This window comes from Paenibacillus sp. oral taxon 786 str. D14, assembly GCF_000159955.1.
GTDB classification, from domain to species: Bacteria; Bacillota; Bacilli; order Paenibacillales; family Paenibacillaceae; genus Fontibacillus; species Fontibacillus phoenicis.
This window is the reverse complement of record NZ_GG695974.1, coordinates 212,991-235,844: the sequence shown is the minus strand read 5'-3', so window position 1 is coordinate 235,844 and position 22,854 is coordinate 212,991. Positions and strand designations below refer to the sequence as shown.

The following is a 22,854-nucleotide window of genomic DNA, read 5'->3' as shown; positions in this document are numbered from 1 at the left end:
AGAAGAAGGCTGCCTAAGCTTGAGTGCTTAGGCAGCCTTTTAGAATTGATGCTTTGGTTTATTTTCCACAGCATTTCTTGTACTTCAAACCGCTTCCGCAAGGGCAAGGTTCGTTGCGGCCGATCTTGTTCGACCGGGCTTGCTTAACGATATGCCCGCGAATGGAAGGTCTCGCTTGCGAGCTTCCGGAATTGTCCTGCATCCGGCGCAGCTCGTCCAACGTGTGTCCGGCATTGGACCACATCCGGGTGTGATCGTATACGTCGCCAATGAGGGCTACCGCTTGCTGTGCCTGCTTCTGCGACGAGAAGTTCAGGTCCCGACGTTCGAATTCGTAGAGCAGATCCTGCAAGGAAGCTTCCATCGAGCAGCCGAGTTGAATGTCGTCTACTAAATACTCCGCGCTTTCCGCATCCAAATGAAACTCCTTCGTCACAAACTCCCGCAACGCCGTCAGTTGCGGAGTCATCTCAAAGTAGTCTTGATCCGCATATTTAAGCAGTTCCTGCGCCTCCGGCACGTAGTAAGGTTTCCCTTGCACTTTGCCCTTGAGCTCGTCAAATTCTTTGTCTTCCATGTCCAAGGAGGCGATATAGCCCTGATGAAGCTCAAAATACTGATCCGTCCGGAGTAAAAATTGGTTCAGCTGTTGCAGCAATTCCTCTTCTGTGATGGATGCATGGCTGTTCTGCGCGTTATAGATTTCCGTAAGCTTCGCTGGCGCGATGATTCCATACAGATTAATCGCGGCCATCAAGTAATTGTAGAGCCGGTGGCTTCGTTCCAGTGCTTGCCGGAAAGCCGGTTGATCCAGCTTCCGGAAGGCTGCCTTCACTTCGTCCGGAATCACCAGGTGCAACTGGTTATCAGTGAAAAAAGTAAACAGCAAGCCGCGATCCAGGAAATAATAGTAGTATCCGAAAGGTGTCGCGTTGCTTGGTTGATAGGAACCGTAAAGCAGCGAGGCGAACAGCTCCCATTCCTTCGGTCTGCTATTTCGTAAAGCAACCTCCAGCGATTCGGGATTCTCAATGCTTGCTTGAACGGCGGCGGCCAGCTCCTCCTTCTTCATCTTGGAGCGGCCAGGGATGCTATAAACGGCGGCTAACGCCGCCAGCCTGGTCTTGGTCAGGCTGGGCAAGATGTCCGACAGCCGATGCATCACCTCGCCAATCATTGCATGCTTAATATTGTTCTCCTCTAGCAGTTGGTTCGTCTGATCAGTCATGTAAAACTACTCCTTCTTCATTTCATTCAAACGGATATTTCAGCCCCCATTGCCCGCGAATCTGATCCATCAAGCGCAGGATAGCCAGCGATTCATCGAGCGAAATGTCGCTGCTTTCGGTCAACCCGGCGTTCAGGGCCAGACCGACGGCTTCCGCCTCATAGGTGTAACCTTTAAAGGTCCGATCATCGGTCACGGTCTCAGGCTCTTCCCCATCGATATACAACGTGGCCGTGGTCGCGTTAAGGAACCCGGGAATGTATATCTTGCCGTTCGTTCCATGAATATAAGCATCGTTGCCGATCGCCAACCGCACGGCGCCGTTTAAGGAAGCGACAGCCCCATTTTCATAGGTCAACAATACGGAGAAGTGCTCATCGACCCCGGTTTCCCCGATATGCGCCGTACTTTGGATGCTTTGCGGGTGCGGCCCCAGCACCATCGACGCAAACGAAACCGGGTAGATGCCGGCGTCCAGCAGCGCCCCGCCGCCAAGCTCGGGGTTAAGCAGCCTCCCGGCCGGATCCCAGCCGGCGCGGAAACCAAAGTCCGCTTTCACCATGCGCACTTCGCCGATCCGTCCGGCCGCCAGCCATTCCCGCACCCGGCGGATGACTGGCAGGAACCGCGTCCACATCGCTTCCATCAGGAACAGCTTGTGTTCGCGGGCATAGGCTACCAGTTCCTCCAATTCGGCGGCATTGACCGTAAACGGCTTCTCGCATAAGACAGCTTTTCCCGCACGCAGTGCCATCATCACATTTTCCTTATGGTAAGGATGCGGTGTAGCTACATAGACGGCATCGACTTCCGGGTCGGCGACCAGTTCCTCATAGCTTCCATACGCTTTAGGAATCCCAAATTTCTCAGCAAACGCCTTGGCCTTCTCCAGATTTCTCGAACCGATGGCATAGGCTTCGCCGTTGCTCGCATGCGCCAAATCCCCCGCAAACGATTCGGCAATTCCCCCAGCCGCTAAAATTCCCCACTTGATCGTCGCCTCTCCCATTCGTTCCTTCCTCCTTTGCTCGATTCATCTTCCATTCATTATAACTGCTAACCCGCCGATGGGGAAACGGAACGAATTGGAGCGTCCGATATGCTATAATCAATAGACGCGGGAAGGACAAGCCCCCGCAATTTCGCCATTTGAGAGGTTGGGCTGCATGCTGACATTTGAGCAGAAATTGGAAATCTTCAAATCATTCCCTGAGCTGGAACAAAGAAACGTATCGCTGGGCCGGGTAAATTTCCACTATGAAGGCAGCGTTTATGATAAAAAGACCGTCGTCTACCACCTGCACCCCAACGGGAACGGGTTTGTTTACGCCGGGCTGCTGGACGGTTATGAGACCGATGCCAAAGGATTCGTGAATATTCGGGACATGGCGGAGCCCGAGCTGCGCCGCCTGGTCAAGGCGTCAATTACCGCTTTGTCCGTCCGGAAGGACGAAGACAGCGTTTCACCCTCTGTGAACTCCGGATCGAAAGACGCTTCCCTGCAGAACACCTCAACCGGGGGTGTGTGGGCAAATGCCAAAGGCGAGAAGCTGACGCTCAAATACGAGGATGATTTGTGGTATATCTACTCCGGATTAAGCCTGGAGATGGCCTTCGAAACCCGCGAGGAAGCCGGAGAGTATTTGGCGGAGGAAGGCTTTTCCCCATTTAAAGGATAATAACTGAAACTCGAGCGACCGACCATGCCTTACGGGGCATGGTTTTTTGTTGATTTCAAAAAAAGTTTGAATTCGTTCAATAAATTGTTTGATTTTTGACACAAAATGTTCAATAATTAAGTCAGACACAATTTGTTCACATTTGTAAGTCCAGTGAAACGTAAAGGAGCGAGTCCTCATGTGGCAACCGGAGAAATTGAAAGGCAACGCTTTTCTATGGATTGTTGGGCTGGGTGTTTTTTACGCAGTGTTCTACACGGTATTTACCCTACTCTCGATTCACGGTTAATGGGTCGCGTTTTTTGTAACCGCTGCCATGGGCTTGGGCGATCTGCCTGATCCCGCGTATGATCAATGTCAAACATCTACCGCCGAGCCGGTGAGGTCTTCCTCCTGCGCGAAGCGGTGTTTTTGTTTTTGCCGGGAAGGGATAGCAAGGTATAATACGTTACGTGGCCGCGATCGGCCCTAGGAACAACTGAAGCTAAGGAGTTATCAACTTGAAAAATCTGCTCGTCACCGGTTACCGCGCCCATGAGCTCGGTATTTACAACCAGAAGCACCCAGGCATTCCCTATATCCGTCAAGCGATCACCCATCGCCTCATCCCCTTGTTGGAAGAAGGGTTAGAGTGGGTCATTACCCCCGGCCAATACGGCGTGGATCTGTGGGCTTGCGAAGCTGTGTTTGAGTTGAGGAAGCGGTACCCCCAGCTGAAATGCTCGATCATCACCGCCTACAGCCGTCAAGAAGAGAAATGGAGCGATGAGAAAAAAGACTACTATTCGCAAATTCTTCGCCAGGTCGACCATTATGCTGCAGCGAGCAAAGATCCTTACCTCGGCCCTTGGCAGTTTGCGGGCCGGGACGAGCTGCTATTCCGGAAGACCGATGGTATTCTGCTCGTCTATGACGAGGAGTCGGGCGAGGCAAGCCCGAAATATTTTAAGGAACGTGCCTTAAAGAAGCAAGCCCAGGACGGTTACGTCTACATCAACATCGGTTCCGAAGAAATTCAAGCAATCGCTAGCGAAGAACAGGAGCGGGCTTACGTTGACAGCGACATCCGCCCGGATGAATATGGCCCGGCTTAAGCGAATTTCTTCCCGGGTGTTAACGCAGTAATCCCCCATTTCCCCGCTGCCTCTCTCTCCCCGCTCTCACGGGCCAATCCCCCTTCAGTCACCTTCCGCCCGCCTCCGGACTACACTAATAGCGTAAATCGCTTTCAGTGCAGCATGACGTTTGCATAGCAAAGGAGGTATTCCCATGGGCGAAAGGCAGCTCCCTACCGTTGCTTATTTCAGCATGGAGTACGGTCTTCATTCCGATTTTAAAATGTATGCGGGAGGACTTGGCGTCCTCGCCGGTGATTTTATCAAAGGGGCCAAAGATATCGGCGCTCCGCTCGTCGGAGTTGGCATCAAGTGGAAGCAAGGATATACCGATCAGCGGATCGGCGAGGATGGACGGCCCTACGATATGTTTACCGATCACGAATACGAGTTTCTTGAGGACACCGGCATCACCGTCACGGTGACGATCAAAAATACCGAGGTTCCTTGCAAAGTATGGAAAACCGAACAGTTTGGCAATAATCCACTTTATTTGCTTGATACCGACCTCCCGGGCAGCGAGAACGGCTGGATTACCGCTCGCTTATACGGCGGCGGCTTCGGCGAGGAGCGGATCGCCCAGGAAATCGTGCTGGGCATCGGGGGCGTAAAGGCGCTGCGCGCGCTGAACATCCCGGTAGAGGTGTACCATTTCAACGAGGGGCATGCCGCCCTGGCCGCCACGGAGCTGATCCGCGAAAAAATGCAGGCCGGGCTGACCTTCGAATCCGCTTGGCGGAATACCCGCGAAACGGTCGTGTTCACGACCCATACGCCGGTCAAGGAAGGCAACGAAGCCCATGGGCTGGATTTGCTGGAGGCGATGTCCGCCTTTAACGGGTTAAGCCGCGATCAGATGGAGCGGATTGGCGGCAACCCGTTTAACATGACCGTCGCCGGTCTGCGGCTGGCGCGCCGCGCCAACGCCGTGGCTGCGCTGCATGCGGAGACCGCAAACCGCATGTGGAAGGACGTGGCCGGGCGCGCGGAGATCATCGGGATCACCAACGCGATCCACCTGCCGACGTGGGCCGACCCGCGGATGCTCCGCGCTTATGACGAGGGCGGCGATGTATGGGCCGTCCATATGGAGTTGAAGCGCGAGCTGATCGGGTTGATCCGCGAGCGGTCGGGAGTGGAGCTGAATCCGGAGCGGCTGCTGATCGGGTTCTCGCGCCGGGCTGCGCCGTATAAGCGCAGCGACCTGATCTTTTCCCGTCCGGACCTAATCGCACCTTACCTTGAATCCGGACGGATCCAGCTTGTGTTCTCCGGTAAAGCCCATCCGAATGACGAAACTGGCAAGCGGATCGTCAGCAACCTGGTCGCGATGATGAAGCGATATCCTGGCAGCGTCGTGTTTCTGGAAAACTACGACATGACGATCGGCGCCAAGCTGACCCGCGGCGCGGACGTTTGGCTGAACAACCCGCGCCGGCCGCTGGAAGCGAGCGGCACCTCGGGGATGAAAGCCGCCGTCAACGGCGTGCTGAACTGCTCGATCCTCGACGGCTGGTGGCCGGAGGCCTGCCTGGACGGCGAGAACGGCTGGCAGATCGGCGACGGCTTCGAGTCGGCCGACCCGGACGAGCTGGACCGGCATGACAGCGCAGCGCTCTACGACACGCTGCTCAACCGGGTCGTGCCGGCCTACTACGAGGATCGCCCCCGCTGGGTGCAGATGATGCAGCGCAGCATCGAAACCACCCGCGAGGCATTCTCAACCAAGCGGATGCTGGAGGAGTATTACCGGAAGCTGTATATGCGGTGAAAGCGGTGGATGCGGCGAAAGCAGTGGTGAACGTGACAATAGCGGTGAATACGACGGATGGTGAGCTTGGCGAGAGCGGTGGTGGATGAGGTGTGATTGTGAATGCGGCGGATAAAGCTGCAACGCAGTGTGAGGGGTTGCACTTGCACCGTTTTTTGGTGTGGATGTGACTTCCCCTCTTACACCGTTGTTTATCTCCTCCAAACCGTTATTTACTGGTATGGATGCGGCTCCCCTCCTCGCATCGTTATTTTATCGTTATTTATTTGGTGTCGATGCAGCTCAACTTCCCCTTCGAACCGTTGTTTATTGGTATGGGTGCGCCCACACTCACCTTCCACACAATGTAGTTCGTCTCCACTTCCCTTCCGCACCAAATGTATGCGAAAAATCGAATACATTTCAGCGTTTTCTGCGGTTTTAAGGGAATGTATATGAAATTTCATATATATTTGCCCAGTTTCGAGAGAATTGATCGAAATCTATATGAAAAACCGAATATATTCCAATTTTTTTCGTCGTTGGCACCCTTTTGTATATGAAAAATCGAATACATTTCCGATATTACCTAAAGAAGCGATTCCCAATATACATAAAAGGAGAAACCAACTTGATGAACAAAACGAGCATATTCTATCGCGCCTTTGCGAAACGCCTGCTGCTTCTAGGGCTCGCCCTGGTCTGCCTCATCTCCGGCGGCATCAGTTGGGCCTCTGCCCCCGCTCCCGCCTCCGCCGCAGGCACGGCGACGGCGGCGCCTGCCAAAAACGTCGTCCTGCTGGACGCTTCCAGCGGACATGCCTTTGTGCCCAGCCGGGCCTTAAACGGACTGAACGGTATCCAGGTTCAGTGGGATGCAGCCCGGCAGCAGTTGACGATCGCGCAGGGCGAAGCCACGTCCGCGATCCTGAAGGTCGGCTCCGCCAAGGCCGAGGTTAACGGCGAGCCGACCACCCTAGCCGACGCGCCGTTCACCCAGGCCGGCGCGACCTACGTGCCGCTGCAATTCGTCAGCGCCACGTTCAATTTGCCGGCGGAATGGGACAAAACCGCCGGCTCAGTTACCCTGGGTCAAGGCGATGCCCGCTTGACCCTGCCGTATACAAGCCGCAGCGCGCTCACCAGCGCCGGCGCCTCAAAAGCGATCGTCAGCGCGCGCAAGACGTTTAAAGTGGGCGGACGTTCCTTCTCCACGCAGATGGTCACCATCTCGTTGATGGATCCCAAAGTCCGCCTGAAGGTGGCGCTCGCTGGCGACGCGGTCGGCAAGGTCGAGGAACTGAGCAGCCTCGCCAAGCGCCATAAGGCTGTCGTTGCCATCAACGGCACGTTCTTCAACGCTTATACAGATAACGCCTACAAAGCTCCTTACGGCTATATCGTCAGCGGCGGCGAGTTGAAGATGAAAGCTTCCGGCGACAAGCGCACCATCTTCACCTATGACTCCAACCTGCTGGCGCGGTTGATCCCAGGCGATGACTTCAACGATGCCTTTAACGCAGGCACGATGGAGGGAGCGCTTCAAGCCGGGCCGCGCCTTGTGGTCAATGGCAAAGTAGCCGTTGACGTCAAAGCGGAGGGCTTCAAGGACCCGAAAATTCTCACCGGCGGCGGTGCCCGCAGCGCCTTAGGCCTCACGCGCGACCATAAGCTGATCCTGCTGACCACCGGCGGCGCCACGATTCCGCAGCTCGCGGAAATCATGAAGCAAGCCGGCGCGTACCAAGCGATGAACCTGGACGGCGGCGCCTCCAGCGGCCTGTATTATAACGGGAAATACCTGACCCAACCGGGCCGCAAAATCAGCAATGCGCTGATCGTCACCTACCAATAAGCAAGAAAGTCAACAGCAACGAAGCGACCAACCAACGTAAGACCATCAACAATCAAAACGGCACTTCCAAGGAGTTCACCCCGCAGGGACAAGCTCCAAAGAAGTGCCGTCTTTTTACATCACCCTCTTATCTCAACCCTTTACGCCGATTCGAAATGTCGAGCCAAACCGCAAAGACGAGGATCGAGCCCTTCACCACGTATTGCCAGAACGACTCCAGCCCCATCAACGACATCCCATTGTCGAGCGAGGTCATGACGAGCGCTCCAATTAAGGCGCCCAGCACCGTACCCGCACCGCCCATCAGCGATGTCCCGCCGATGACGCAAGCCGCGATCGCGTCCATTTCCGCCATGTTCCCGGCGGTGATCGTCGCCGAAGCGAGGCGCGACGTCAAGACAATCGACGCGATGGACGCCAGCAACCCGCTGAGCAGGAAGACGATCATCGTCTTGCGGCGGATATTGATGCCGGACAGCCGGGCCGCTTCCAGGTTGCCGCCGATCGCATAAATGTGCCGGCCGAAGGTTGTTTTGGTGGACAGGAAGTAGAAAATGGCCGCCAGCGCGATAACGAAGATGATCGGGAACGGAATGCCCTTGTAGGCATTCATCACGAGCACGAAAGCGACGACCAGCAGGGAGAGCGCGGCCATCTTGATCACGTCCACTGCAAATGGCGCCACCTCAAAGCCGTATTTCTGCCGGGAACGACGTTTGCGCAGCGTGCTCCACACAATCAGGCCAATGGCCAATATCCCAAGGATGATGCCGAATCCCGAGGCAAAATACGCGTTACCCAGCAGCGCCAGCACTTTATCGGAGACCGGGATCGTCATCGATTTGGTCACGCCCATCAGCGTGCCGCGAAAGACCATCATGCCCCCCAGCGTGACGATAAAGGCGGGGATCATTTTGTAGGCGACCAACCAGCCCTGCAGCAAGCCTAAGATCGCGCCAGCTGCCAGCGTAGCGAGAATCACCACAATCGCCGGCAGCCCCAGCCAGTTGCTGAAAATCGCGGCAAGCCCGCCGGTCAACCCCACGATGGAACCCACCGACAAGTCAATATGCCCGGCGACGATCACCAAGACCATCCCAATCGCCAAAATCGACGTCACCGACATTTGCGTAAACAGGTTGGATAAGTTCCGCGCCGTCAAAAAAGTCGGGTCCAGCAGGCCAAACAGCACCCAGATCAACACCAGTGCGCCCACCATCGTGTAGGCCCGCACGTCCATTTTGCCGAACAGGCTGCCCCAAAGCGTCGGCTTTAAGGCGGCCCCATCCGTTTGTTTACCTAGTTCCTTTTGAAGCTCCATGTTTATTTCCCTCCCGTAGCGGCTTGCATGATATTTTCTTGGGTCGCTTCGCGCCAGTCGAACTCCCGGACAAATTTGCCTTCGCTCATCACCAGAATTCGGTCACTCATCCCGAGCACCTCTGGAAGCTCCGAAGAGATCATGATGATGGCCACGCCCTGGTCGACCAGCTGATTCATAAGATGATAAATCTCGTATTTCGCCCCGACATCAATGCCGCGGGTTGGTTCGTCCATGATGAGAATTTTCGGGTCAGACATCAGCCATTTGCCGATAACAACCTTCTGCTGGTTCCCGCCGGACAATGTGCCGACAGGGGTTTCCAACGACGCGGTTTTCGTCTTTAAATCCTGCACATATTTCAGACCCCAGCGGATTTCCTCATTATCGTTAATCACGCTTAACTTCGAGACCTTAGCCAACGTCGCCAGCGTTGTATTCGTCTTGACGTCCATCCCCATGACGAGCCCTTGACGCTTGCGATCCTCGCTGACGAGGGCGAGTCCGGCGCGGATGGCGTCGGAGACGGAGCGAATCCGCACTGGATTGCCTTCTACGAAGATCTCCCCCGTCGCCTTACCGCCGTATGCGCCAAACAGGCTGCTGACCAGCTCGGTCCGGCCGGCCCCCATCAACCCCGCGATGCCGAGGATTTCCCCTTTGCGCACCCGGAAGCTGACATCCTTAATCACCCTCTGATTCCGCTTCTCCGGATGCCACACGTTATAGTTCCGAACCTCCAGCACAGTATCCGATGGGCGATGCTCCACCCGTGGGTACCGTTCCGTCAGCTCCCGTCCGACCATCATCGACACGACCTGGTCATCATTCGTTTCCTTGCGATCCAGCGTCGCTATCGTGCGACCGTCGCGAAGCACCGTAATCGAGTCGGCCAGAGCAAACACCTCCGGCATCTTGTGCGAAATATAAACGCAAGACACCCCTTCGCTGCGCAGCTGATTCAAGATGTCCATCAGGATCGCCACTTCACTTTCCGTTAAAGCGGCCGTAGGTTCATCCAGAATCAAAATCTGCGTATGCTTGGACAACGCCTTGGCGATCTCCACCAGCTGCTGCTGGCCGATGCCGAGACTGCCGATTTTCGTATCCGGAGAAATATTCAGCCCAACCCGCTTCAGCCACTGCGCCGCGTTATGATACAGCTCATCCCACTGAATCACGCCGCTTTTGGTTGGTTCCGCCCCAAGGAAAATATTCTCGCCCACCGTCATCTCCTTCACGAGCGCCAGCTCCTGGTGAATGATGGCGATGCCGGCTTTTTCTGCATCGGCAATGTTGTGGAACTGCTTCTTCTCGCCGCCGATGACGATGTCCCCGCTGTAGGTGCCGGCTGGGTACAAGCCGCTCAGCACCTTCATCAGCGTTGATTTACCCGCTCCGTTCTCGCCGCAGAGCGCGTGGATTTCCCCTTTACGCACTTGGAAGTTCACGCGGTCAAGGGCTTTCACGCCGGGAAACTCCTTGCTGATATTCACCATTTCCAATACATACATAGGCTTAGCTCTCCTTCATTCGCCTAAGGATCGGCGAAAAGCGCGAAACCAAGGAGGCGCCGAACGCTCCCTGGTTTTCGCCGCTTCCGCCCTTACCGATGTCCGGTTCGCATTACTTCGGCCATTGATCCTTTGGTACGTTTTTGTACACGTCCTCCAGCTTGTGGAACCCGTCTTCAATCACGACGTTCAGGCTATCCTTGTTGAGCGGAATTGGATCCAGCAGCACGGAAGGCACGTCAATTTTGCCGTTGTTGACGGTTTTGTCCGCTTTTACTTCCTCGCCTTTGGCGGCCGCAACTGCCATTTCCGCAGCGGTGATGGCAATCGATTTAATCGGTTTGTAGACGGTCATCAGCTGCGTACCTTCGGCGATCCGTTGGACTGCGGCCAAGTCCGCGTCCTGCCCGGATACCGGGATTTTGCCGGCCATACCTTGTGCGTTTAACGCTTGGATTACCCCGCCGGCCGTGCCGTCATTTGCAGCGACCACGCCCTGAATGTCATTGTTATTGGCGGTCAGCGCATTCTCCATATTCTTCAGTGCTTCTTCCGGCTTCCAGTCCTTGGAGAACTGGTCATATACGATCTTGATGTCGCCTTTCTCCTCCAGCGGCTTCAGCACGTTCATCGCGCCTTCCTTGAACATGTGCGCGTTGTTATCGGTGTCCGCACCGCCGATGTAAACGATGTTGCCCTTTGGTGCCGCTTCAATTACAGCGCGGGCTTGAAGTTCGCCGACCCGAACGTTATCGAAGGAGATGTAATAGTCAACGTCCGAGTTTCTGATCAAACGGTCATACGCGATGACCTTGATGCCTTCTTTGTGCGCTTTTTCCACGATGGGTGCGGTTGCTTCGGCGTTGTGTGCGATGACCACCAACACGTCAACGCCTTGCGAAATCAGTTGCTCCGCCTGGCTCAACTGCGTTGCGTCGTCACCGTTCGCCGCAAGCACCTTCACTTCGCCCCCGAGCTCTTCGACTTTGGCGGTGAATAAATCCCGGTCCTTCTGCCACCGTTCTTCCTTCAGGGTGTCCATCGACATGCCGATGACGATTTTCCCGTCGTCCTTGCCTCCAGCCGCGCTCTCTGCATTGTTCTTTGTGTTCCCGCTGTTGGCGCTGCCGTCCGAAACAACCCCGCAGCCTGCCAGGGTGGAAGCTAACAAAATGGCTGCCAAGCTTAACCGTACAAAATGACTATGTTTTTTCACTACGCCTACGCCCCTTCTTTTAAATAATCGTTTGATGATTCCGCTTACAAAAATATCGTAGCATCGCTCCTCGCGCTTCGGTTCGGTCAAAGCCTGCACTTGTTTGCGCTTGTTCTGCATTCCTTTGCCATCGGATGTAAATGCTTTCAAACCGAACGCTTTCACTGGATTTTTTTGTGCAATCACAACAAAAAAGTCCTTGTCTGGGACAAGGACTCACCTAAGCTAACCGAACGGACGGACTTATTCGATTTCGATTTGCTGGCGATATTCACTGGGGGTGATGCCAACGGATTTCTTAAATACCCGGCTAAAATAATTCGGGTCTTTGTAGCCCACCTCATAACAGATTTCCTTCAGGCTTAACGAGCGCCCGGCGATCAGCCGCTTCGCCTCCTCAATCCGCAGTCGGGTGAGATAATCGCTAAAATTCTCTCCGGTCTGCAGCTTAAACAATTTGCTGAAGTAGTAAGGACTGAGATTCACGTATTCCGCCGTCTGCTCCATCGAAATCTCTTCTTTGAACCGCTGGTTGACGAATAGGAGCGCCCGCTGAAGCACATGTGAACGGCTGCGTTCCTTCCGTTCCCGCAGGCCGTCGATCCAGCCGCCAAGCCGGTGCAGCGCGCGCTCGCGCAGCGATGCCGTATCCTCGCAGGCGCTCAGATCCTCGATTAACTCGGGACCGTCCCCCGCCTCCACGCCGCGGCTCAAATAGAGGAGCAACCCAATTACATCCCCGCGCAGACGCGGAAAATAATCCGACCGCCCCCCTTTCAGGCGTTCGAACAGCAGGTCAAAGCGCTCGGCTGCTTCGGGTTTGTCCTGCCGCAGCAGTGCATCCAGCAGCTTCTTCTCCTCATCCAGCGGAATCGCGGGGCCGCCCGAGCTTTCGGCGATATCGTCATAATGTCGGACGCAGACGATGTCCTGCTCCTCCGCACAGACGCGAACCGCTTCGCGGTACGAGCGGCTTAGCCCGTCCCAGCCCTCGCGGACCCCGCCGATCCCGACGGACAACGGCAGCCCAAACCGCTCCTCCACCTGGCTGCGCAGCCGCTCGCCCCATTCCAACGCCATCACCCGCTGCTCATACCCCGGCCGTCCCGGCGGCAACGGGATAAACAAAGCGATCTGATGGCCCACCACCGGGCTGACAATGCAGGACAAGCCCGGCTTCGCCCATTGCTTGACCGCATCGTAAATCTCCTTCTTGACCACCTGGAAGCTGGCCCATTCCTTGGAGGTGTGCTTCACAAATGACAATACCATCGCGTAGCCTTTCCTCCACTTGAGGTTCAGCATTCGGGCCAGTTGGTCGGCCTCGACCTCCTGCGCATACTCCAGCATTAACATCAGCGACAGTTCGTTCTCCGCCAGCGGCAGCAGGTGGGAGAGCTTCTCCTGCAGGGAGAGCTGCTCGTCGCGGGCCCGCTTCGCCTCTTCGGTCTCAGTGATTAGATGCTTCAGTACGTCTACGATCTCTTCCCGCCGAGACGGCTTCAGCAAATATTCCCGTACGCCTAGCGCCAGCCCCTCCTTCGCATAGGCAAAATAATCATGGGCCGTGATAATAACCACCCGTGCCCCCGGCTGACGGGCCATAATCTCCCGCACCGCTTCTAAGCCCTGTATCCCCGGCATTTTGATATCCATAAAAATAAAATCCGGCCTTTCCTCCTCCGCCAGCTGGATCGCCCGCCTCCCATTCTCCGCATGAACAAAACGGAACGTATCCGGCATCGCGTGGCTGATCATCATTTCCAGACCTTCCCGTTCCAATGCTTCATCGTCCGCAATCAGCAAAGTGTACAATTCGGATTCCCCCTTCCCCGTCCTATGAAATCCCTACGCGAAGAGGCAGCGTAAACCGGACGGCGGTTCCAGCCCCTTCCTCGCTGTCGATCTCGATTTGTTCCTCTCCGTCAAAAAATAAATGCAGCCGCTTGAACACATTATGCGTACCCAAGCCGGTCGAATGCCTTTTACCCCCCATCTGCGGAGCGTCGCCGCGTACCGATTGCAGCAGCCGATCCACCGTCTCTCGGCTCATGCCAACCCCGTTATCGCGGATTTCAATCTCGACCCGATCCCCCTCGCCAAGGCGAATCGCCAGCTCCAGCACAGCCCCTTCCTCCATCTGTTCAATGCCGTGTACAAAAGCGTTCTCCAGAATCGGCTGCAAGGTTAAGCAAGGGACTCTCCCGTCCAGTGCGCGTTCGTCGATGTTCATCCTGAAGGCAATCCGATCGCGGAACCGCGCCTTCTGGATGTTCATGTAATCCGTAACATGGGCCACCTCCTCGCGCAGCGGGACCGCCTGGTCAAGCTTCTGCAAGTTGTAGCGCAGCAGACGAGACACGGAAACAGCCAGGTCGCTTGTCTTGGTTGCCCCTTCGAGATAGGCCAGCTTGGAGATGGAGTTTAAAGTATTAAATAAAAAATGCGGATTGATCTGGCTTTGCAGCGTCTTGAGCTCCAGCTCCTTCACCAGCCGGTCCTTCTCCAAGTTGTTGATATTCTCCGCCATCAGCTGCTGGATGTTGTCAATCATTCCATTAAACGCCCGGCACAAAATACTAATCTCATCGTTGCTGTCGCTCTCCGGCGCTTTCGTGTCCATCCGCCCTTTGGAGATCTGCTTGGCAGTCGCGACCAGCCGGCGGATCGGATTGGTAATGCTGCGCGACAACCAAATCGCCAGCAGAATGCTGAAGGCCGCTGCCGTCACCACCAGCAGAATGCCCAGCTTGTTCAGATTTCCGGTCGCATCCATCATCTCTTCGTAAATCGGCTTATATTGCTCCAGCTCCAAGTCGACCAGCTCCTGCGCCTCCTCGCGGATAAAACGCTGTGTCTGCTCCGCTTCGATATAAGCTCCGGCCATCGTATCGGAATCCTCATAGCTGATCCCCTCAATCATCGCCTCGGCCTGCTCCAGGAAGGTGTCGATCAGGTTGCGATAATTGGCGAGGGCCAGGTCGCTGCCGCCAATCGTCCGGAGCCCGTCGAGATCCGATCGCAAGGACTTGACCGCATTCAAATGCTTTACGACTTCGGGCAAGCTCTCCTGATCCAACTGCATAATGAATCGGTTCATCGACCGCATGTTCTCCCCCACCTCGTAGGAGATCTCTTTGTACAACAGAATGCGCTTCATCATCAGGTGATAGCTCTCTTGAACACTCTTTCCGCTTTGGAACAGGAAGAAGGACACCGAACTCATCACCAGCACCAACAACGGAATAAACAGAAACAATTTGCGGCGGATACTCATAAACTCTCGCCCTCCTCCACGTTGTGCGCATTTAGCACTTTCACTTCCGTGAAGTAGGCCTTCTTCAGCGCTTGTCCCCCGAAGTGCTCATAGAGCAGCCGAACCGCCGTTTCTCCCATCAAAAAAGGCTGCTGCGCCACCGTCGCTTCAATCTCCCCTTTGCGAATCGCTTCCAGCGTTTCCTTCTGATTGTCGAAGCCGATGATCGTCAGGTCGTCGCGGTTCTTGGCAGCCTGCAGCACGCCAAGCGCATCGGTTGCACTCGTACCGACCATAATGGTGATCTCGGGATGATTCCGGAGCATGTTGGCCGCCTGCTGAATCGCCTCCATGTGGGAGATGTTCGAGCTGCGAACGTCCACAATCTCCAGCCCCTCGTGTTCGGCGACGATTTTCTTCAGCCCGTCCAGCCGCTGCAGCTGGTTGGCGGCCTGATCGCTGCCGATGATCACGCCGATCTTGCCAATCCCGCCAGTCGTCTCCACGACAAGGCGACCCAGGCGCTCGCCCGCGGCTAAATTGTCAGTGCCGACATAAGTCAGCCGCTGGCTGTTTGGCGCGTCGGTGTCGATGGTCACGACGGGGATGCCGCGGCGTACCGCCTTATCGATGACCGGCGTAAACCGCTCTTCATTGAGCCCCTGCACGATAATCGCGTCGACGCGGGCGGCGATCGCTTTTTCCAGCAGGTTCAGTTGCTCTTCCATGTTGTTGCGCACCGGCCCCGTGAACTCGATGTCGATTCCATACTTCTCCGCCGCCTCCGCTGCACCTTTCTCCACCATTTCCCAATAGGGATGGTAGCGCTCTTGCTCGATCAGCACGATATGATAGCGTGGCTCTCCGCTCGCGGGCTGCCCTTGCAGCTCCTTGACAATGCTGCCGATTTTCCCCGAGTACCTGGCAAAGCCGATAAACAAATAGACCAAAACCACGATGCAGATCATGATGCCCGCCAGCCATTTCTTGTCCTTCATGAACCAGTTCACCTCTTCCGATAATCCTATCTCAGGATGTAAACGGTTGCAACTAGGTTTGATAAAGGCTATCTAACAGCGGGCCCTTTCAATATTCAGATCTCAGGCCTGTCAAGCCTCTACGTTTCTCAATTACATGATTGTGAAGGAGAGAATGATTGTCCCTTTAACCCTTGCCCTTGGCTAACAGTTCCTACTGCCAAGCCTGTAGCGGACTTTCACCGCCTAGTTATCGCCCATGCCGGGCGCACACGAATAAGCCCAAACTGGCCAACCAGTTTGGGCTTGATTTCTATTTATTCTGCGGAAATCGAAGCGTCTGCCGCGTGCAGCAGGCCGAAATTGGCTTCTGACGTCCACCATTAGCTCGCGACAGCTTCGAATGGAATGAACAGCCTAGCTATCGGACAATATTTTAGCTGATTATTTCTCCTTTTGGATTTCTGCCCAAATCAGATAGATCAGCCCCGCAATTAATGCAATAATTTCAGGAATCATCGAGTAAGAAAAGGTTGCCCCCATGGCATTGCTAAATGTACCTTCAGCAAAATTGCCATTCTTTTGCCCCATGATTGCAGCCACTAGTAAGTGAGTTGAATTACGGAATATAAATAACATTGCCGCGATCACGATTAGGATTGTACCGGTACCTCGTTTATTCATAACTTGTCACCTTATATTTCAGTTGGGTTTAGTGCTGCTCTCTTTTACTGTATAGAGTCCGTCGGGTAATCCAGCATTTCCTGGTTTGGCTATATAAACATCAAGAAAATAGGTTTTGTCCACAATTTTCACATTAGTAAAACCATCAAAATTCCATACTTCTTCATGCATAGTTCCATAGGAATTACTCATATTGGGGGTATATTCCATCCAGGAATATTTGTGGGGTGGAATTTTTTGTGTAACAGAATCGCTATCACTGTAAGTATTACTCCAAGAAGAGCCTACTGTTACACCTGCTGTGAATGCGTTTTTCGCATACGTGGAGGTAAGGGATACATTGCTTGTATAAGATTGCGAAGCAGTGAAAGAAATAGTCCGGGTCACTTCCTGACTTGTTTCATTGTATACAGGAACAGAAATCCTACGAGTTAAGTCGTTACGATACACGGATTGAATAAAACCAGCCTCAGTATATATGCTCATGTCTATTAATGCAAAAGGAGTTATTTCGTCTGGTTTCAATTCATTAGCAACACCATCATTTTTGTTTAGTTTTGCCTGGTTTATATTCTTTTGTCTCTCAATCTCTTGTACTTTATGGTTATTTTGTTCCATAAGTACCTCGTATTCTGTTGCACTTAACTCTTTTTTCACGCCATTTTCAACTAAGATCGCTCTAACTACTTTAATCTCTTCTGAACCTATACTCCCACTCTCAGCAAAAGTCGAAGGAACTGCGAATGCAAACATACTTACCACAAGTGACAGGACGACAGGAAACTTCCCACAAGTGACAGGACGACAGGAAACTTCGAAAACTTCATTACAAATACCACCTTTCCTCTCTAAGGATAATTTGATATAAATTTACATTAATAGAATACAACATACAGTGGTATTTTTCAATTTTTAACAATTAAAACCTTTAAATAATTTTAAGCGGGCGACAACACTGCCGCCCTTTATGCCTCGTCCGCTGCGAACCGCAGGCCAAACTGGCGTCTGGCTTCCTCCATCAGCTCGGCGACAGCCAGCGAACGGGCATGCGTATTGATCTGGCTCTCCCGCTTGCCGCTGAGAATCAGCTCAATGAACTCCAGCGCCTCGTAGTACATCGACTCCTGCGGCTGGAAGCAGGTCAGCTCCTCGGTTGTGCCGTCACGGTACAGGATTTTGACCTCATACGGCTGGTTGATTCGATCGATCACGATCGTTCCGTATTCCCCCTGGATTTCCGTTGGCAAATAGGAGTCGGTAATTTTGGAATACATAATCACGCCGTCCATCTCCGGATAACGCACAACGAGACTGCCTTCCCCGTCTACGCCTGAAGACAGCATGATCGCCGAAGCCTGCACGGATTCCGGTTTCCCGAACAACGTCACCATCGGATAGATACAATAAATGCCGAGGTCCATCAAAGCCCCGCTGGAAAACGCAGGATTAAAGGCATTCATCACCTTGCCCTGCTTAAAGGCGTCATACCGCGAAGAATACTGGCAGTAGCTTGAAAAATAACGCCGCACCTGGCCGATTTTGTACAAATTATCCTGAACGGCCCGGAAGTTCGGCATCAGCGTCGATTTCAGCGCCTCCATTAACAGCACGTCATTGCGACGCGCCGCTTCGATCATCCGGCGAACCTCTGCCGCATTGGACGCCATCGGCTTCTCGCATAACACATGCTTGCCGTGGTCCATCATCAAGATGGCCTGCTCCGCATGAAATGAATTCGGGCTGGCGATGTAAACGGCATCGACGTCAGAGCTGGCCGCTAAGGCTTTCAAATCCGTATATACCTGCGGATCGCCAAACTTGGCAGCAAACTCTCTGCCCTTCTCCTCGGTCCGGGAGTAAACCGCCGTTAAGGCAAATTGCTCCGTTTCCAGTGCTGCCTGAATAAAACGTTCCGTAATCCAGTTCGTTCCAATCGTGGCGAAACGTATCACATTGATTTCCTCCCTTTGTTCATGGTTGCTTCACTCGTATTCTCTCATTCCCTGTCAACCTTGTCCACTTTCGCATGCATTCACATATCCTGTCAATACAAACTGCTTACTTGCGCATGGCAAGAAAACTCATCTACAATAGATATAACGAAATGAACAAGGTTTCGGGGTTTAAGAGGGGTGATATTGTGATTAACGACAGCAAGTTTTTTTCCAAAAATGAAATCAAGTATATGGTCAGCGGAGACTCCATTTCCAAAGGCGTCATCTATGATGAACAACGTCATAAGTACGTCGTCTTGGAGAACAATTATGTTTCACTGCTGCAGCAGAAGCTGAAGGGTGCGGTTCATAATACCGCGCGGTTTGGCAACACGTTAATGAAGGGGCTCACGAACCTCAAGAGGGACGTGGAGAAAGATAAACCCCACATCATCTTAATCGAGTATGGAGGCAATGACTGTGATTTCAACTGGAACGAAATTGCTGAGCATCCCGATGCAGAACACCACCCGAAAACCGACTTTTCCTTATTCGAAAAAATGCTGACCGAAGCGATCCAATTCGTTAAGAGTCAGAACATTGTACCGGTCCTGATGAGCTTGCCGCCGCTCAACGCCGACAATTACTTCAAATGGGTCAGCCGCAACGACCCGGAAGCGGAGAAGAACATCCTGAAATGGCTGGGGAGCGTCACAAAGATTTATTGGTGGCAGGAACGGTACAATTCAACGATTCTGAAAGTATCGGAAATGACCAAGACCAAAATGATCGACGTGCGCGGCGCATTTCTGGAGCACCCCGATTACACGAAGTTCCTCTGCACGGACGGCATCCATCCGAACGAAGACGGTCACCGGATCATTTGCGAGAAGGTGCTGGAGTTCGTCCGCAATAACTACCGGTTCTTGCTGCGGGAAGGAAGCGGCGGATTGGCGCTGGAATAGAGAACTGTCATAGAACGAGAGACCTGAGGATGTCAGGTCTCTTTTTTGCGGGCTTGTAAATCGCGCCATACCTTCTTGTTGCTGTATTCCTTGCTGGTGCTGATGTCCGGGCCAAACCAGGCCGGCGGCTCAAAGGACCGCGCCTCTTCCTCCGAGCTAAACTCCACTTCGAGCACGATAAAATCGATCTGGTCGTAAACGTCGATCTCTACTGTACGCTTGTCCCATTCGGCAGTCACCCGTCGTTTGGTCAAAGGGATCGCCTGATGAATCGCGATAATCTGCTCATACAGCCCCTCCGAAATGGACACCTCCACTTCTTCGCGGGACAGGCCAAACCCTCTTTTGAAGGTATGCGTATATTGAATCTCTCCGGTACGCAAGTCCTCAATTCTGCGAACCCGCAGCTCCTGATCCTCATGCAGGGCTAGATACGTCTGGTCGATCGCATGTTCCGACCGAACCACCAGCGCTCCCTCTCGAATCAGTTGCTCCGGATACGCCGGTAACAGAAACTTGCGTTCAATTTCCAGCGACAACGGAAAAAACCTCCTCATGTTCTTTTCAGTAAAAATTCAGTATCCGTTCATCGTGAATTCAGCGGTCTTTCATGCTCCATTCAGTTGTTATTCATGCTGGATTCAGTCCCCCCAGATACACTGAACATATCCATTATACGAATACATACCTAGGGGGACAATCACGTGAAACTCATCCAAGACATGAAGATTGCGCTAAAAATCCGCTTGCTGGCGTATTGCCTGTTTGCGTTTCTCCTTATCATCGGTGTCGTGGGTCTTCGGGAAATTTCCAACGTTAACGACAAGCTGGAGGAACTGAATAACGAACGGCTCGTGCCGATCGTGAAGCTGGAGGAGCTGAAATCGAGCATGATTGCGGCGAGCACCTCGGCCAACAGCTACATGAACGCCTCCGATGACGAAGAACGCGCTTCGCTGAAGGAGGAAATCACCGCAACCTTAACGAAGATCGAGGCAAGCTTGTCCGAATATAACGATGAAACTGACCAAGCGACTGTAAGCAATGTATTGACTACATACGCAGCATATACTGAGGCGTTGGACAACTTCCTGACGACGTACCAGAACGGCATGACCGGTCCAGGAGGCCCAGGGGCGAACGCGCCTGCAACGGAGGAGGCCGCTGAAGCGGGTGCTGAAGCAGGGGATGCAACAGGGGTTGCGGCGGGGGCAGACCCAGCCGCCGAACCGGCAGGGGAACCCGGCGGACCTCCAGCAGAAATGACCGCCTTAGATACGGCGAAAGCCGAATTGATCGACGCGATGGACGGCTGGATCAATGAACATATCAATGAAGCGCGGCAAACCTATGAAGACAGCAAAGCGGTCTACCGTTCCACCTGGATCACCATGTTGATCCTGCTGGCCATTTCCGCCGCCGTCACTGTCGTTCTGGCATTGTTTATTATTCGCGCCGTCGTCCATCCGATTGAAAAAGTAACCGCCAAGCTGAAGGAGATTGCCGACAGCAACGGCGATTTAACCGGGCGAATCGGTTATCGCAGCAAGGATGAGCTCGGCGTGCTCAGCCAAAGCTTTGACGCCTTTATGGCCAAGCTGCAAACGATCATCGGGGAAATCATCGCCTCCAGCGGCACGATGTATTCCGCCAGTCAGTTGCTGAGCCGGGCAACGGGAGAAACCACCGCTTCACTGGAAAACATCTCCGCCACGGTACAGCAGATCGCTTCCGGCACCTCGGAGAATGCCGCTGTCGCGGAGGAAACGTCCGCCAGCTTAACCGATATGGCCCGGTTCTCCGAATCCACGGCCATCGCCAGCAAACATACAGCGGAGAAGAGTAAAATCGTCGGCGAAGCCGCAGCCAACGGGGCGATGAAAATTACAGAGATCGAAGAGGCCATTACCGATATCGAGTCGTCAACCCGCCTCGTTACGTCAACGATCCGCCAGCTTAACGATTCATCCGAGCGCATCGCCAACATGACCGAGCTGATCGCCGGCATCTCTGCCCAAACCAATCTGCTGGCGCTGAATGCCGCGATTGAAGCGGCCCGCGCCGGGGAAGCCGGCAGAGGATTTTCCGTCGTGGCCGATGAAATTCGCAAGCTGGCCGATGAGAGTCGGATCGCCGCTCAAGAGATCGCCGATGTGGTTGCCGACAACCAGTTGAAGTCGGCGGAAGCCGTAGCCTCGGCCAATGAAGCGGCCGGCAAGGTGCAAGAAGGCGTGGAAAAAGCGGCGGAGGCAAAGCGCAGTATCGATCATATTCTGGGCAGCGTGCAAGAAATCATCGGCCAGATCGCCCGCATCGATGAGGATAACGATCGGCAGGCGCAGAGCACCCGGGAGATGGAGAAAGCGATCAGCAGCATCGCGATCGCGACCGAAGAGATCGCCGGAGGCACGGAGCAGATTAGTAGCAGCATCCAGCAGCAGCTCGCCACGATGAACGAAATCGACGGCACCGCCGACCAGCTGGCCGCGATGGCGAAGAAGCTGCAGGACATGACCTCCGGCTTCACGGTGTAAGGATGTTCAGGCACCATGCTCGAGCACAACAAAGAAAGCCGTCCCGGGAGTTCAAGCTCCCTGGGACGGCTTCTTTAGGTCATATCGGAAATCTATTCGAAATTTCATATATAAAATGGTGCCAACGAAGAAAAAAAGGGAATCTATTCGGTTTTTCATATAGATTTAGGCTGTTTCTCTCGGAAATGAGCAAATGTATATGAAATTTCATATAGATTCCCTTAAATCCGCCCAAATCGTTAAATTGTATTCGATTTTTCATATACATTAGGCGCGAGAGGGGAGTGGGAAGGCTCAACAGCGGAACAAGTTGCTGGACATGACCTCCGGCTTCACCGTGCAAGTCTATGGCGCCCGGTAACCGATCTCCCCGTTGACGATGGTCATCCGCACCTGGACTTGGAGAAGCTGCTCGGGATCGCCTTCGATCTCCCGGTCGATGACTGTAAAATCGCCGGCTTTCCCCACGGCAATCTCCCCGCGCTCCTCCGCTTCCCCGGCGGCCTGTGCACTGCCGCGGGTAAAGAGCGCCAAGGCTTCCGCCGTCGAGAGCTTCTCCTCGGGCAGATAGCCCTCGTGCGTCTCCCCCGGCGCCCGCCGGGTCACCGCCGCATGCAGCCCGAGGAACGGGCTGAGCGGCTCAATTGGCGCGTCGCTGCCGCCGGCGCAGGCGATTCCGGCCGCCAGCAGCTTCTTCCAGGCGTACAGGTACTCCGTACGCCCTTCCCCCACCCGCTCCAGCACCCAGGGGAAGTCGCTGGCCACGAACCGCGGCTGGATATCCGCCGCGAGCGGCAGCGCGGCCATGCGCTGGACGAGCCCGGCG

19 protein-coding genes are annotated in these 22,854 nt (G+C 54.2%); 6 read left to right on the top strand and 13 right to left on the bottom strand.

Translation table 11 applies throughout. The features are described from left to right. Nucleotides 1-58 precede the first annotated feature (58 nt). Nucleotides 59-1,228 (bottom strand): SEC-C metal-binding domain-containing protein, encoded by a 1,170-nt coding sequence (locus POTG_RS22705; protein WP_009224648.1) that lies wholly within the window; start codon nucleotides 1,226-1,228, stop codon nucleotides 59-61. Nucleotides 1,229-1,250: 22 nt separating this feature from the next. Further along, a complete protein-coding gene (locus tag POTG_RS09635; RefSeq protein WP_009224647.1) occupies nucleotides 1,251-2,237 on the bottom strand; it encodes a Gfo/Idh/MocA family protein in 987 nt (328 codons plus the stop codon). A 157-nt stretch (nucleotides 2,238-2,394) separates the two neighbouring features. On the opposite strand from POTG_RS09635, the gene POTG_RS09630 reads away from it, so the two are divergent. The 4 genes from POTG_RS09630 (at nucleotide 2,395) to POTG_RS09615 (ending at nucleotide 7,627) form a co-directional block, all read left to right on the top strand. Continuing rightward, the gene (locus POTG_RS09630) at nucleotides 2,395-2,907 is read left to right on the top strand and encodes a hypothetical protein (RefSeq protein WP_009224646.1); all 513 of its coding nucleotides are present in this window, start codon (nucleotides 2,395-2,397) and stop codon (nucleotides 2,905-2,907) included. A 500-nt stretch (nucleotides 2,908-3,407) separates the two neighbouring features. After that, nucleotides 3,408-4,001 carry a DUF1273 domain-containing protein gene (locus POTG_RS09625; RefSeq protein WP_009224645.1) on the top strand — a complete coding sequence of 198 codons (594 nt, stop codon included), beginning with the start codon at nucleotides 3,408-3,410 and terminating at the stop codon, nucleotides 3,999-4,001. A 175-nt stretch (nucleotides 4,002-4,176) separates the two neighbouring features. Then, on the top strand, nucleotides 4,177-5,793 hold the full coding sequence (gene glgP / locus POTG_RS09620; RefSeq protein ID WP_009224644.1) for an alpha-glucan family phosphorylase: 1,617 nt from the start codon (nucleotides 4,177-4,179) through the stop codon (nucleotides 5,791-5,793). 613 nt (nucleotides 5,794-6,406) lie between these two features. Beyond that, nucleotides 6,407-7,627: a phosphodiester glycosidase family protein gene (locus tag POTG_RS09615; protein WP_009224643.1), complete on the top strand. Its 1,221-nt coding sequence runs from the start codon at nucleotides 6,407-6,409 to the stop codon at nucleotides 7,625-7,627. A gap of 127 nt (nucleotides 7,628-7,754) precedes the next feature. On the opposite strand, the gene POTG_RS09610 is transcribed toward POTG_RS09615, so the two are convergent. The 9 genes from POTG_RS09610 to POTG_RS09570 all read right to left on the bottom strand — a co-directional run bounded on the left by POTG_RS09610 (nucleotide 7,755) and on the right by POTG_RS09570 (nucleotide 18,544). Then, nucleotides 7,755-8,948, bottom strand: coding sequence for a sugar ABC transporter permease (locus tag POTG_RS09610; protein WP_009224642.1), 1,194 nt, complete (start codon nucleotides 8,946-8,948; stop codon nucleotides 7,755-7,757). A gap of 2 nt (nucleotides 8,949-8,950) precedes the next feature. Continuing rightward, nucleotides 8,951-10,462: a xylose ABC transporter ATP-binding protein gene (locus POTG_RS09605; protein ID WP_009224641.1), complete on the bottom strand. Its 1,512-nt coding sequence runs from the start codon at nucleotides 10,460-10,462 to the stop codon at nucleotides 8,951-8,953. 112 nt (nucleotides 10,463-10,574) lie between these two features. After that, complete coding sequence (xylF, locus tag POTG_RS09600; RefSeq protein ID WP_009224640.1) at nucleotides 10,575-11,864, bottom strand: D-xylose ABC transporter substrate-binding protein; 1,290 nt, start codon at nucleotides 11,862-11,864, stop codon at nucleotides 10,575-10,577. 57 nt (nucleotides 11,865-11,921) lie between these two features. Continuing rightward, nucleotides 11,922-13,493 (bottom strand): helix-turn-helix domain-containing protein, encoded by a 1,572-nt coding sequence (locus POTG_RS09595; RefSeq protein ID WP_009224639.1) that lies wholly within the window; start codon nucleotides 13,491-13,493, stop codon nucleotides 11,922-11,924. Nucleotides 13,494-13,515: 22 nt separating this feature from the next. Next, entirely contained in the window at nucleotides 13,516-14,955 is a 1,440-nt protein-coding gene (locus POTG_RS09590; protein WP_009224638.1) for a sensor histidine kinase, read from the bottom strand. Beyond that, nucleotides 14,952-15,932 carry a sugar-binding protein gene (locus POTG_RS09585; protein ID WP_036644904.1) on the bottom strand — a complete coding sequence of 327 codons (981 nt, stop codon included), beginning with the start codon at nucleotides 15,930-15,932 and terminating at the stop codon, nucleotides 14,952-14,954. Before POTG_RS09585 ends, POTG_RS09590 begins: the two co-directional genes overlap by 4 nt. 423 nt (nucleotides 15,933-16,355) lie before the next feature. Continuing rightward, a complete protein-coding gene (locus POTG_RS09580) occupies nucleotides 16,356-16,595 on the bottom strand; it encodes a hypothetical protein (RefSeq protein WP_009224636.1) in 240 nt (79 codons plus the stop codon). An 18-nt stretch (nucleotides 16,596-16,613) separates the two neighbouring features. Next, complete coding sequence (locus tag POTG_RS09575) at nucleotides 16,614-17,348, bottom strand: hypothetical protein (RefSeq protein WP_009224635.1); 735 nt, start codon at nucleotides 17,346-17,348, stop codon at nucleotides 16,614-16,616. Between the two features lie 212 nt (nucleotides 17,349-17,560). Continuing rightward, entirely contained in the window at nucleotides 17,561-18,544 is a 984-nt protein-coding gene (locus POTG_RS09570) for a Gfo/Idh/MocA family protein (RefSeq protein WP_269724332.1), read from the bottom strand. A gap of 191 nt (nucleotides 18,545-18,735) precedes the next feature. Between POTG_RS09570 and POTG_RS09565 the strand changes: the two genes are divergently transcribed. After that, a complete protein-coding gene (locus POTG_RS09565) occupies nucleotides 18,736-19,494 on the top strand; it encodes an SGNH/GDSL hydrolase family protein (protein ID WP_232282267.1) in 759 nt (252 codons plus the stop codon). A 32-nt stretch (nucleotides 19,495-19,526) separates the two neighbouring features. Here the strand turns inward: POTG_RS09565 and POTG_RS09560 are convergent, their stop codons facing one another. Continuing rightward, complete coding sequence (locus tag POTG_RS09560; RefSeq protein WP_009224632.1) at nucleotides 19,527-20,033, bottom strand: CYTH domain-containing protein; 507 nt, start codon at nucleotides 20,031-20,033, stop codon at nucleotides 19,527-19,529. Nucleotides 20,034-20,198: 165 nt separating this feature from the next. On the opposite strand from POTG_RS09560, the gene POTG_RS09555 reads away from it, so the two are divergent. After that, entirely contained in the window at nucleotides 20,199-22,028 is a 1,830-nt protein-coding gene (locus POTG_RS09555) for a methyl-accepting chemotaxis protein (protein ID WP_009224631.1), read from the top strand. Nucleotides 22,029-22,373: 345 nt separating this feature from the next. On the opposite strand, the gene POTG_RS09550 is transcribed toward POTG_RS09555, so the two are convergent. Continuing rightward, nucleotides 22,374-22,854, bottom strand: a 481-nt coding sequence (locus tag POTG_RS09550) for an amidohydrolase family protein (RefSeq protein WP_157273389.1), incomplete at its 5' end; no start/stop codon positions are given.

Coding starts and splice junctions, on each gene's coding strand:
- POTG_RS09605 (WP_009224641.1), bottom strand. CDS start 10,462: ATGTATGTATTGGAAATGGTGAATATCAGCAAGGAGTTTCCCGGCGTG.
- POTG_RS09630 (WP_009224646.1), top strand. CDS start 2,395: ATGCTGACATTTGAGCAGAAATTGGAAATCTTCAAATCATTCCCTGAG.
- POTG_RS09580 (WP_009224636.1), bottom strand. CDS start 16,595: ATGAATAAACGAGGTACCGGTACAATCCTAATCGTGATCGCGGCAATG.
- POTG_RS09610 (WP_009224642.1), bottom strand. CDS start 8,948: ATGGAGCTTCAAAAGGAACTAGGTAAACAAACGGATGGGGCCGCCTTA.
- POTG_RS22705 (WP_009224648.1), bottom strand. CDS start 1,228: ATGACTGATCAGACGAACCAACTGCTAGAGGAGAACAATATTAAGCAT.
- POTG_RS09615 (WP_009224643.1), top strand. CDS start 6,407: ATGAACAAAACGAGCATATTCTATCGCGCCTTTGCGAAACGCCTGCTG.
- POTG_RS09590 (WP_009224638.1), bottom strand. CDS start 14,955: ATGAGTATCCGCCGCAAATTGTTTCTGTTTATTCCGTTGTTGGTGCTG.
- POTG_RS09635 (WP_009224647.1), bottom strand. CDS start 2,237: ATGGGAGAGGCGACGATCAAGTGGGGAATTTTAGCGGCTGGGGGAATT.
- glgP (WP_009224644.1), top strand. CDS start 4,177: ATGGGCGAAAGGCAGCTCCCTACCGTTGCTTATTTCAGCATGGAGTAC.
- POTG_RS09585 (WP_036644904.1), bottom strand. CDS start 15,932: ATGAAGGACAAGAAATGGCTGGCGGGCATCATGATCTGCATCGTGGTT.
- POTG_RS09575 (WP_009224635.1), bottom strand. CDS start 17,348: ATGTTTGCATTCGCAGTTCCTTCGACTTTTGCTGAGAGTGGGAGTATA.